Source organism: Marinagarivorans sp. (genome assembly GCF_982758155.1).
This window is the reverse complement of record NZ_CEXWTU010000170.1, coordinates 1-11,075: the sequence shown is the minus strand read 5'-3', so window position 1 is coordinate 11,075 and position 11,075 is coordinate 1. Positions and strand designations below refer to the sequence as shown.

10 protein-coding genes are annotated in these 11,075 nt (G+C 46.9%); 5 read left to right on the top strand and 5 right to left on the bottom strand.

Annotated elements, in window-relative coordinates; all coding sequences use genetic code 11:
• Positions 1 to 94 precede the first annotated feature (94 nt).
• Together AC3A8L_RS15625 and AC3A8L_RS15620 are read left to right on the top strand one after the other, a co-directional pair.
• A complete protein-coding gene (locus AC3A8L_RS15625; RefSeq protein WP_487963201.1) occupies positions 95 to 1,726 on the top strand; it encodes a pectate lyase family protein in 1,632 nt (543 codons plus the stop codon).
• A gap of 393 nt (positions 1,727 to 2,119) precedes the next feature.
• The gene (locus AC3A8L_RS15620; RefSeq protein WP_487963200.1) at positions 2,120 to 2,845 is read left to right on the top strand and encodes a spermidine synthase family protein; all 726 of its coding nucleotides are present in this window, start codon (positions 2,120 to 2,122) and stop codon (positions 2,843 to 2,845) included.
• 109 nt (positions 2,846 to 2,954) lie between these two features.
• Here AC3A8L_RS15620 and AC3A8L_RS15615 read toward each other — a convergent pair whose 3' ends face one another.
• The 4 genes from AC3A8L_RS15615 to AC3A8L_RS15600 all read right to left on the bottom strand — a co-directional run bounded on the left by AC3A8L_RS15615 (position 2,955) and on the right by AC3A8L_RS15600 (position 7,177).
• A complete protein-coding gene (locus AC3A8L_RS15615) occupies positions 2,955 to 3,137 on the bottom strand; it encodes a hypothetical protein (RefSeq protein ID WP_487963199.1) in 183 nt (60 codons plus the stop codon).
• A gap of 155 nt (positions 3,138 to 3,292) precedes the next feature.
• Positions 3,293 to 4,498, bottom strand: a complete 1,206-nt coding sequence (locus tag AC3A8L_RS15610) for an EAL and HDOD domain-containing protein (RefSeq protein ID WP_487963198.1) — start codon at positions 4,496 to 4,498, stop codon at positions 3,293 to 3,295.
• Positions 4,499 to 4,511: 13 nt separating this feature from the next.
• On the bottom strand, positions 4,512 to 5,108 hold the full coding sequence (locus tag AC3A8L_RS15605) for a hypothetical protein (RefSeq protein WP_487963197.1): 597 nt from the start codon (positions 5,106 to 5,108) through the stop codon (positions 4,512 to 4,514).
• A gap of 83 nt (positions 5,109 to 5,191) precedes the next feature.
• Positions 5,192 to 7,177: a transglycosylase SLT domain-containing protein gene (locus tag AC3A8L_RS15600; protein ID WP_487963196.1), complete on the bottom strand. Its 1,986-nt coding sequence runs from the start codon at positions 7,175 to 7,177 to the stop codon at positions 5,192 to 5,194.
• Between the two features lie 281 nt (positions 7,178 to 7,458).
• On the opposite strand from AC3A8L_RS15600, the gene AC3A8L_RS15595 reads away from it, so the two are divergent.
• Both AC3A8L_RS15595 and AC3A8L_RS15590 read left to right on the top strand, forming a co-directional pair.
• Positions 7,459 to 9,399 carry an ATP-binding cassette domain-containing protein gene (locus AC3A8L_RS15595; protein ID WP_487963195.1) on the top strand — a complete coding sequence of 647 codons (1,941 nt, stop codon included), beginning with the start codon at positions 7,459 to 7,461 and terminating at the stop codon, positions 9,397 to 9,399.
• A gap of 2 nt (positions 9,400 to 9,401) precedes the next feature.
• On the top strand, positions 9,402 to 9,863 hold the full coding sequence (locus AC3A8L_RS15590) for a hypothetical protein (RefSeq protein WP_487963194.1): 462 nt from the start codon (positions 9,402 to 9,404) through the stop codon (positions 9,861 to 9,863).
• On the opposite strand, the gene AC3A8L_RS15585 is transcribed toward AC3A8L_RS15590, so the two are convergent.
• Entirely contained in the window at positions 9,860 to 10,660 is an 801-nt protein-coding gene (locus AC3A8L_RS15585; RefSeq protein WP_487963193.1) for a hypothetical protein, read from the bottom strand. The two genes, AC3A8L_RS15590 and AC3A8L_RS15585, sit on opposite strands and share 4 nt — an antisense overlap.
• Before the next feature lie 273 nt (positions 10,661 to 10,933).
• Between AC3A8L_RS15585 and AC3A8L_RS15580 the strand changes: the two genes are divergently transcribed.
• Positions 10,934 to 11,075 (top strand): toprim domain-containing protein (locus AC3A8L_RS15580; RefSeq protein WP_487963202.1); only part of this gene is annotated, 142 nt, incomplete at its 3' end.

Here is an 11,075-nt window from a genome sequence, read left to right as displayed (position 1 = left end):
CCAAAATGATGGTTGTCGCAGTTTGACTGCGCAGCCGATTTTTAAGCCCGAATAAGGTAGCAAAACATTCACTCGTAATTTAAGGCTCTCGCTAATGGTCCCCTATAAAATAACCCTGTCAGGACTCGTCACACTTTGCCTTCTTGGCTGTGACGGGGGTAACAATGTATCCAGTAGTTCTGAGGCTGCGGCGGTATCGAGCATCGCTGTCGCTTCGTCCTCTGTCGCCACTTCTAGCGAGCAGGGCGGAAGTAGTTCGAGTGTTCAGGTGCCGCCTACCGGTGAAATATCGGCCGCTTGCTTGGATTTGGTGACTAATCCGAACACCAATTGGGATGAGTCTACTTTGGGTTCGCAGCAAGCCATTGTTAAATGCTTGTCCGATTCTTTGGGGCGTGCGGTGGGTTATGGCGCGAAGGCTCTCGGCGGATACGATCCTAGTGGTAACAGTAATCTGGTTGTTATTAAGAAAAATTCTGGGGCTATGCCAGAGCAACAAATTAAAGATGCTATTAATTCTACCGACCATAATTGGATTGTGTTTGATAAAAATGATTATGCTAATGGTGGTGATATTGGTATGTATCGCCTGCATTGCAGCGACCCGAATGTTTTATCGGCCCTCGATAATGCGACAACAGCTGAGTGTATGGATCACAATTTGTGGTGCTCAAACCATGGTGTGAATAGCAGTAGTTGTTTAACGACCTTTTTTAATCAGCGCTTGAACGATGCAAGCCTGCCTATTCGCGATGAGATGATTGTGTCGAATACAACATTAGATGGGCGGGGCAGTAATGCCAAATTTATTTTTAATGGTTTTAAAGTGGGCGCCGACTCTGGTGGCCAATCCACTAATAAAGCGGTTGGCGTTATTGTTGCGCACTTGTTAATGGAGGGGGCTTACCATGAAGAAGATCATGGTTTAGATCCAGATTTATTGCGTATGACCGGTGAGTCGCATGATATATGGGTTCACAAAAACACCTTTAAATACAGTGGTGATTCGGCTTTTGATATTAAAGTGGGTGCCTACGATGCGACCATTTCCTTTAATAAAATAGTTGATGTTGTGAGAAGTTCTTTGCACGGCTCAAGTGACAGCCGTGTGATTAACGAGCAAATCACATCAACAATGCATCACAACCTCTTTTTAACATCGGAAGAGTTTCACAGTACGGGTAGCCCTGGCGATAAAGCTGCTGGCAGTACTGGGCGCCGCACACCTTTGATTCGCCGAGGTTCCGCACATCTTTTTAATAATGTCTTTTATAATTATTACAAAGAATTTGCATCTGTTCGCGTAGGTGCAACTTTGCTACTGGAGGATAATGTTTTTCTTGCTAGTGATGTGATTAAAACGCGAAAAAATAATCCCCAAGATGCCTTTGATGAGTGGTTGAATAACCTCCATAAAAGTGTGGTTTCGGATGGTTTTTTTACCAGTAACGACGGGCGTGTTGCATTTGCAAAAGACAATTGTGAGATTGACTCTGCTTTTCAAGGAATGCTGCCTGTGACCATTGGTGCATCAGCCCGTGATTTAAAGGCTGATTACAGTACTGAATCACGTAGCGCGATAAATGATTATGGTATGGCTGCCGGCCAAAGTTTGATCGATTATGTGAAAGTTACAGCGGGTAAAGACGGTGAAGCACCTTTTAATTCTCCGTTAGCGAGAAGCGCAGGGCAAATATTACAGCTGCCTCGTACGCCTTGCATGTAATTCTTCGGCTGCCGGCGTTAGGGGCGAGGCAATAATAGTTTATCCAATTAGGCGAAGAGATCGACTTTCTTATCGAGGCGCTTAAAGGGGCGCATGCCGAGGCATGTAACGCTTTGAGCAACGAAGGTAAGGAGGCCGAGATCAAGCATTAGTGGATGAAATATTGTTTCCTCGTCCCTTATGCTCGGTAGCCCATTTTTGGCGGCCGATTCACTCATGTGTAAAGTGGTCGCGTCGCTTATTCTATTTTTACTCATCATTTCAATGATGAGGTTTCTGGGTTAGGGTTGAATTAGGCCTGATCAGTATTCATGTGAACCTTTGTCGTGCGTATCCTGCCAATGCCGTAGGCTGTATAATTACTGCCCGTGAAACCGGTAGGACAAAGCAGCTATGCCCCCATTATTCGAAGAAATAGATAGTCAGGCCTCTCCTTTAGGTGAGATATCCCTTCGTAGGCGGCAAATGCCTGCGTTCGGTGATAGAGGTATTTATGAGGTGAAGCTCGGCGATGAATTTCTCATGTCGAGTATGTTCGTTGAGGCTGAAGAAGCGCTGTCGACACTTGGTTTGGCTGCAGTGCAAGGCGACAAGCTTAGTGTAGTCGTTGGTGGTTTGGGTCTGGGGTATACCGCTGTGGCGGCGTTAAAAGATGCGCGCATTACCGAGTTACTTGTTGTTGATGCATTGGATGCTGTTATCGGCTGGCACCAAAAAGAGCTTGTTCCGCTCGGAAAAATACTGAATGCGGATACGAGAAATCGTTATGTGCTGGGCAGCTTTTTCGATCTTGCGACAAGCCCTAGTTCCGGCTTTGACCCCAATCATGATGGCAAAAAATTTGATGCGATTCTTTTGGATATTGACCATTCACCGACGGAATTCTTAAATGCGGCTAATGCGAGCTTCTATACCACTCAAAATCTAGGGCTTATGGCTGAGCAGCTAAAACCGGGTGGTGTATTTGCTATGTGGTCGCAAAATCTACCAGAAGCGAGTTTTGAAACTTTATTGAAAACGGTATTTGCGGGCGTCGATTCGCACGTGGTGTCTTTTTATAATCCATTTCAGGGTGGTGAGTCGACAAATTCGGTATATGTCTGCGTGAAAGGTGAATAGCCTAGTTTCTCTTCGTATTTGAAGTTTTCTAATTTCTTGTGCGGGCTTCGTTGGCGTTGGCACTATTTGTAGGATGTAGAGCTGTTTTTGATGTGCTGCGGGTAAGCAGCTATTGATTGATGAAATGGTTGATGAGTTGGATTACAAAGCCCGCGGCGAGTAATGGGAAAATCCAGCGGCTGAGTTTTTTCATGCTTGGTGTGTTGGCATTAGGGCCAAACCATTTGGCAAGGTTAACCATGATAATAATGCCGATAAAAAGAACAGCTAAAACAATAAGTAAGTTTTCCATACGGTGCCTCTTTGCGTAATGCTAGGCACTATACCACTAGGGGGGAATTTGCGTCACACCTGGGGTGTTTATCGCCGGGTTTCCTTTGTGTTTCAAGAATGTAAAGCTGACAATAGGTCGCTTCTCGGCGGTTTAGCGGGTTAGATTCCGGCTTTTTATGCGCTGGAGTCTTGCGCAAAGCAGAGTGCTTCAGTGTACGCTTCACTTATGTCATCTTCGGTAATATTAATTTTTGCCAGCGCCTCTAGTGGGATTTCACTCCATGCGCTTTTTTCTAACGCTTTGCAGGTGTCTAGTAGTAAGCCGTAGGCGTTTTCACTGCTCCCTGTGAGCGCATCACTAATATCTGAGGAAAGGTTTAGTTGCCCCAATATTGTACGCATTGGGGTGTCAAGGTGTGCGTCTAACATGGACAGCAAACCTACGGTAAATGCTGTGCTTGAATCACAAGTCTTTGTTTTTTGCCCTAGTAGTTCGCAAAGCTTCGCGCGGGTGCTGCTAATAATGCACAGCTCGGCTGGTTTATGGCTGTTGCTGGCTAATAATAAAAATATGACCCAATTGCGAATGCGGTCTAAGCCAGCAAGAGCAATTGCCTGGCAGAGTGATTCAACTTTTCTCCCCGAGCCAAATACTGGCGAATTTACCATTTTCAAAAGGCGAAAGCTAAGTTCAGGATCGGACGCAAGGACGTGAGCAACACCTTTGAAATCGGTATCGTTAGCGGTGATCTTTGCTAGAAGCTGTAATATAGATTGGGTGCCTTGCTTCGCTTTTTTACCGGCGACCTCTTGTGGTTTTGCAAGGAAGTAACCTTGAAAGTAATCAAAACCAAGCTCGCAACACAGCTTAAACATGTTATGCGTCTCAATCTTTTCTGCGATAAATTTAACTTTGAGATGTTTGAGCGCTGACATGTGTTCACGAATTTCTATTTCGCTTAAGCTAAGAACGTCAATCTTAATGATATCGGCAAAGGGTAAAAGTTGTTTACTGTGCTCGGTTAATAGAAAGTCATCCAGGGCAATGCGGTAGCCCTGTTTTTTAAGTTCGCCCAATGATTTTAAAAGTGTTGGGTCGGGTTTTATATCTTCTAATACCTCAATGACTAGCTGGGAGGCGGGCAGTGGTGGCGGGCAAACAAGAAGGTTACGCGTGAAGTTAATGTAAGCATCTTTGTTGCCGGTAATATCTTCGATGCGACGTTCACCAAAGGCATACAGCAGTACGTGAGAACTTGCTTTATCGCCATCAAATTCTGATGAGTCGGCTGCGGGATCGCCTCGAAATAAAAGTTCATAGGCGCAGACTTGCAGGTCTTTATTGAATATGGCCTGCCGAGCAAATAAGGGATTTGTCATTAAAATCTAACAACTAAAATAATTCAACATCATCGACGTCATCACGAGGATGCGATGTTGAGTGATTAAAATACTGCTGATAAATTTTCAGCGCATCTTCAATGCTACCGCCATCCATTATATGTTCAAACATTACGTGTTCAGCTTCCATTGTGTAGCTGTTTTTGATGTCGTGTTGAATACGGTGCCATTCTTTAGGCTCGTGCAATGAGTCATGGTCGTTCATTACCCCTGAGACTTTCTCTAAACTGCGAGCCACGTGGTCTAAACGTTGGCAAACGCGATCATAGAATTGAAACGCCTGTACGGATGAACTAATGTTCTTGTTCATTTGCGCAGCGGTTTCTACAATATCATCTTTGAAGGCGTTTAACTCGTCAGGGTTGGCAACTTTCTGTATTTTTTGACTGACTTCGTTGGTGTGTGATGCCAGAGTGGTAAACGATTGCGTTAAGGTGTCGACGGAAGTATTGCTGTCTGCCATCGTAGCTTCTAATTGGCAGACGGCTAAGTAGAGCATGTTAACTGTTTCGCGTACGTGCGACCAATCATCAAGGGTGATGGTGGCTGGCGGCTTGAGGCTCTTTGGCGTTAGTGAATGCTTTTGCATGCGTGGCTGCCCCTGCAGATTCAGAATGATGAAAGTGCCGACGGTTAATTTGTCGGTTTTTATTTCTATTTAATCAGCATAGCCTACAGGGTTATGTTTGCTTCGTTGTTACGTAATAGCCGGCTTTTTGTGTCATTTTTATTTTCATTTTTTCTTGGAGTATCTGTTTCGATACGATAATTGTAAATGACAGCGTAGGTCATAACGTTCTGGACGTAATGGCGCGTTTCGCGGAAGGGGATGGTCTCTACCCATACGTCGGTAGGTGTGTCGGCTTGCGGGGTTTTTAACCAGCGTTTTACGCGGTGTTTACCTGCATTGTAAGCCGCAGCGGCCAGTATGCGATTGCCTTTAAATTCGTGTAAAAGTTTGCCTAAATAAGCGCTTCCAAGTTTGATGTTATGTGCAGGTGTAAACAAATCTTGGGTGCGGTGATTTTTAACGCCGGAATGTCGGGCCTGTTGTTTCGCTGTGGCGGGCATTAACTGCATCAAGCCTCTGGCGCCCGCGTGTGATACGGCATCGGCGGCGAAGGCGCTTTCTTGGCGAGCAATTGCGTAAATAAGGGTCTGATCGAGCTGGCTATTGGCCGCGGCTTGTGCGACCTCATCGTTATAGGCCAGCGGGAAGCGAAGCGTAAGGTGGTCCCATAGGTTGCCGGTGATCATGGCGACAATGCCGGAGTTGTACCAGCCCCAGTCTTTGGCTAGCTCGCCGGCAGCGAGTAATTGAGCGGCATCGAGAGCTTTGAGTGCGTAATACCATTCCGACCTAGCTTGTTGTTGTTCGCCTATAATCCAGAGTTCTTTGGCGCGCTGCATTGCGGGCATCGCGGCTAAGTTATTTTTTAGATAAGTATTGGCTGGGGTGGAGGCATCTTCCAGTTGGTAATCGATACCTAAGTGATCAGCGGCTAAGAACCCATACCAACTTCGACTGGTGGCGAGTTCAGCGTAAGCGCCTTTGCTGTTAAATTCACTATTACCAAGCGCTTCGTGACTGCGGGCGTTCCAGTAGCGCCAGCGGTCGCTTTGCTGTTCTTCTTCCGAAAGTAATGGAATATTTGCGGCTACGGCGCGCCAGTTAAGTTGTTCCAGGTTTTCTCTGATTAGGCTCTCTATTAAGGATGTTTCTCTTAGTGAATGCGAATAGCTGAGGAGCTGTTCGGCTTCGCTGAGAAAACCTTTGCGAGTGAGGTACTTGACGATTTGTTGTTTGGTTGAGGTGGCGGTTTCGGCCTTGAATAGATGCTGTGCCTCATATTTCTCCCAGTGCTGCCATGCTAGCTTGGGGTCTGTACGTGCAAGCTTGGCAGTACCATAAGCGATAATGTCTTGTATCTGCGAACCAGAGCCGGCAAAGAGCTTACGCTGCGTGACGAGTGCGGGGTTGGACCTTACTTTTAGATACAGCTCGGCATGCTGCGCTTCTTGGCTATTCATGCTGCGCTTTATAAAACGCGCTAGGGACTGTTTGTTGTTATGGATTGCCTTGTTAAAACGGCTCCAGTGAAGGTCTGCGGTCAATTTATTGTTTTGCTTGAGTAGGGCAAAAAGTGGGTCGCAGGCTTTAGGCTGTGAGCGGCCCACATTCCAAAGTGTTATTGCGTCATCCAATGCCGTCAGGTCACCTGTATGATGGCGGGCTAACGTGCTGCGACATTGCATTGCTGTAGAGCTAAATCCAGAGGTGTAATAGCGGTTAAAATCTTGCCACTGTTTTTGCTCTGCCAAAAAGTAAAGTGTACTGCCTGTTAGTTTGTCGGCGAGGAGCGAGTCGGGGTAGGACGTTAGAAAGTTTTCCACGTCGGTTAAAGGGAGTTGCGCGACTTTCGAGGCAATAAGCGCGTATTCTATGTAGGGTTTTAGCGGATAGTTTTTTAGTGTGTCTAGGTGTGCTTGTGCTGCCGCATACTGACGCTTCTTGAGGGCGTTTTTGGCTGCTTGATAGGCAAAGCGTTCGCCTTGGCGCTCGGCAGGCGTTGTTTTTTTGCGTATTTGAGGGTAATTACTAAGGGGTGTTTGCAGTGGTTGCTCGGTAAATGCGGCATCCAGAGCATTGTTGTGCACTACAGGGGATTGCAAACCTTCTGGGAATGGTTGCCCGAAGCTGGACGCGGAAAATATGGCTGCGCTGAATGTTAGAGCGTGTGTGCACCAAGAAAGAATGTGCTTGTATGGTGGTTGGCACAATTTACCCAAAGCTGGTGTCCCCTATCAATAATGTGAGTGACTACTTATTCATTGTTGAACATGTATGGCGGACTTGCCACTTTTTTATTTGCATAAGACGTGGATTTTTATGCGCTTCATGCGGCAAACTGCGCCCCGCATTTCTGTGAGAGAAAAATATGAGCTTGTTAAAACTCGATAACCTTTGCCTTGCCTACGGCGAGCAGGTCATTTTTGATTCCTTAAGTTTATTGCTTAACAGCGGCGACCGCCTGTGTTTGGTCGGCCGAAACGGGGTGGGGAAGTCTACGCTCCTTAAAGTAATTGATAGCTCTATTCAGGCCGATAGTGGAAGCGCTTGGCATGTGGATGGTATGCGCATTGCTGGTTTGATGCAGGATTTACCGGATGCTGATACGACCTCTGTCTATGATTTTGTTGCGCAGGGCTTGCCTGAACTGGCCGATAGCTTAACGCGCTACCACGCACTGATTCATGATGCCGCGACAGAAGTGATGACTGATGAGGCGCTCAATGAAATGGCTCGATTGCAGGGAATTATTGAGGCGCACGATGGTTGGGCTATCGATAATCGTATCGAAACTGTACTGACGCGGCTTGAGCTTGACGCCGAAGCTAGAATGCAGGACTTATCGGGTGGTTGGCGCCGTCGCGCAGCGTTAGCGCGGGCTTTAGTGATCGACCCTGATATTTTGTTACTCGATGAGCCGACTAACCACCTTGATGTACAAGCAATTGAGTGGCTTGAAAAAGAGTTGGCTAGCTTTGGTGGCGCCGTTGTTTTTGTTACGCACGATCGCGCTTTTTTACAAAACGTTGCTAATCGCATCGGCGAGCTAGATCGCGGTATGTTGAGTGTGTGGGATGGTAAGTATCAAGATTTCTTGGCTTTCCGAGAGCGTCAGCTAGCCGAAGAAGAAAAGCATAACAGCGAATTCGATAAGCGCTTGGCGAAAGAAGAAGTGTGGATTCGGCAGGGAATTAAGGCGCGACGAACACGCAACGAGGGTCGAGTGCGCGCTTTAAAAGCGTTGCGTGTCGAGCGTGCTGGCCGCCGAGATAAGATGAAAACATCCAACTTCAATATGCAGCAAGATTCGGCCTCGGGGAAAATAGTTGCTGAGTTAGAGTCTGTGAGTTTTGCTTATGACGGTTGGCCTATTATTCATGATTTTACGGCGCGTATTGTGCGAGGCGATAAAATTGGATTGATTGGTCCGAATGGTATTGGCAAAAGTACGTTGCTAAAAATCATCCTTGGCGAGCTTGCTCCGCAGTCGGGTGTTGTCAAAATGGGCACTAAGATCGAAGTTGCTTATTTTGATCAGCTGCGGGATCAGTTGAACTTAGAACAAAATGCCATGGATAATGTTGCCGGCGGGCGAGAATTTATTGAAATAAACGGTAAGCCGCGCCACGCGATTAGTTACTTGAATGATTTCCTGTTTACTGGGGAGCGAGCTCGAACACCTATTAAGGCGCTTTCCGGCGGCGAGCGCAATCGTGTTTTACTCGCTAAATTGTTCAGTAAACCGGCTAATGTATTGGTTATGGATGAGCCGACTAACGATCTGGATGCTGAAACTTTAGACCTGCTAGAGGAATTATTGTTAGCCTTTGAAGGCACGTTGTTGCTGGTAAGTCACGACCGAGCCTTTATGGATAACGTGGTAAGCAGCACGATTAGTTTCGAAGGTAATGGTGCGGTACGCGAGTATATTGGTGGTTATAAAGATTGGTTGCGCCAAGGTGGCAAGTGGCCAGAACGAGAAAGTGTTAAATCAAAGCAGCAAAAAGTTGCTGATGCGGCTGAAGCCAAAAAAAACACTGCCCCAGCACCTGAAAGCCCTATGCCAGCGAAGCTTAAAAAGCTGAGCTATAAGCTTCAGCGTGAGCTTGATCTATTGCCGGCTAAAATTGAAACCTTAGAACAGAGTATTGCTTCGGCTGAGGGCGAAGTGGCTGGCGCCGATTTTTATCAACAAGAAGCTGATGTTGTTGCAAAGAAGTTAGGTGCTTTGGAGAAGTTGGGGGATGAGCTAGAGGTCTGTTTTGAGCGCTGGCAGGCTTTAGAAGCCATGCAAGCTGGCGAGGAATAGCTGTGTGGCCGGTTGTGATTGTTTTGCTAGTGGTTGCTATGGCGGTGGGGCCTGTGATGCTAATGCAGCCAAGCAAGGCGCAAAAGCGTTTGGCGGCTTTGCGGCTGGAGGCCGCAAAATTGGGTTTAACGGTGGGGGCTAGTCCGGTAAAAGCGCCGGACGGCACGCCGTGCTGGGCGTATTGGCTACCTATGCTTGAGAAAAATATTCGTCAACCTGTAATGCTTGAGCGTAAAAATTATGAGCATGGTTTGCACATCGCTCAGTATTGGTCTGTTAAGCAGGGCGATTCAGCCGATTTACCGGCCACAGTCTCCGAAATCTTAATGGTGTTGCCAAGCTCGGTGCATATGCTTGAGATAAATGAGCATGCTATCGGTGCTCATTGGATGGAGCAGGGCGGCGTTAAGGTGCTAGAAAAGATCGCAAAGGCGCTGATGGCGATCGAAGCCAAGGTCTCTTAGGGTTGTTGGCGTGCCGCCGATTGTCCCGATGGCTTACCCTCTTCAGGGGGCGGGGCAACGGGAGCTTGAACCTCCGGGCTATCAGCGGATGGGTTATTTTCCGTTTCCGGCATAAGGTCCTCTGATAAAAATTTACGGCGGTTGGTTATCATATCCGATACCTCTCTAATCAGTCGGTGTCGGCGTTGATCGGAGTGGGGGTTGGCGATTAATGTTTGTTGGGCATGCTTGTAAAAGCCGTAAGCTTTTAAAACATCATTTTGCTTGATGCTGACGTGACCTTGATTGATAAACGTGATGACCTCAATCATCATTAAAGCCCAAGAGAGTTCCTTAATGAAAGTGTCTGCTTCTAGGGCGTCAATCCTGCCGGCCAATTGATTTCTTCGAATAAGTCGAGCGGCTTCATTTAATTGAAACTTGCAGCGTGCAACTTGGGCATCACTCGACAACGCCCTCATTAGTTGACATGACCGTTTCTCTAGCGCAAGGTCTTCAGATAGCGCTTTAGCGGCTTCAAGGGTGGGTTTCATGTACTCATTGCTGGGGTCGAGCTTTATGATTGTCTCTATCTGGGTAATGATGTCATCATTGATAGCTCTAGGGATTTGGGTTGATTCTAAAAGGGGTTCGAGCGAAGCTGCCATTTCTTCGAGCTCGGCTATGCGCCTGCGCAGCGATGTAATTTTGTGCGTTATAAGCCGCCGTCGAGTTTCGCGGCTGTTGACGAAGTTCACTACAACCAGCGACATAATGGCCAGCGTAAGAAGTAGCGCTATGATTACTATAGTACTCATGGCCTCAATTTAACGTCTCGCTTGTTGTTTTGCGTAAAAAACGACCCCCTGCAAGTACAAGCATAGCAGCTCGGTATGGGCTTGCTGTTTAGGTCTCAAAGAGGAGATTGTTGAGGTTAAAATATTATTTTTTTAGAGTATAAACTGACTCTCGACTATAACTAATACGTTGGCTTTGCTTGACCTAGGGCCAGCGAGCACTTATATATGCGCACACCGTTGAGGCCGCTTAAGGCCTTAAAGAACAAAATTTAACCAACTAAGCGAATTATTATGGGCAAGTCTCTTGTTATTGTGGAGTCACCTGCGAAGGCGAAAACCATCAATAAGTATCTCGGCAGCCAGTTTGTTGTGAAGTCTAGTGTTGGTCATATTCGCGACCTTCCTACTAGTGGCTCCAGTGCACCGGTTGACC

Bases quoted from the DNA above. Each gene is read 5' to 3' on its own strand.
- AC3A8L_RS15615 (WP_487963199.1), bottom strand. From the start codon at position 3,137: ATGGAAAACTTACTTATTGTTTTAGCTGTTCTTTTTATCGGCATTATT.
- AC3A8L_RS15610 (WP_487963198.1), bottom strand. From the start codon at position 4,498: ATGACAAATCCCTTATTTGCTCGGCAGGCCATATTCAATAAAGACCTG.
- AC3A8L_RS15595 (WP_487963195.1), top strand. From the start codon at position 7,459: ATGAGCTTGTTAAAACTCGATAACCTTTGCCTTGCCTACGGCGAGCAG.
- AC3A8L_RS15605 (WP_487963197.1), bottom strand. From the start codon at position 5,108: ATGCAAAAGCATTCACTAACGCCAAAGAGCCTCAAGCCGCCAGCCACC.
- AC3A8L_RS15585 (WP_487963193.1), bottom strand. From the start codon at position 10,660: ATGAGTACTATAGTAATCATAGCGCTACTTCTTACGCTGGCCATTATG.
- AC3A8L_RS15620 (WP_487963200.1), top strand. From the start codon at position 2,120: ATGCCCCCATTATTCGAAGAAATAGATAGTCAGGCCTCTCCTTTAGGT.
- AC3A8L_RS15625 (WP_487963201.1), top strand. From the start codon at position 95: ATGGTCCCCTATAAAATAACCCTGTCAGGACTCGTCACACTTTGCCTT.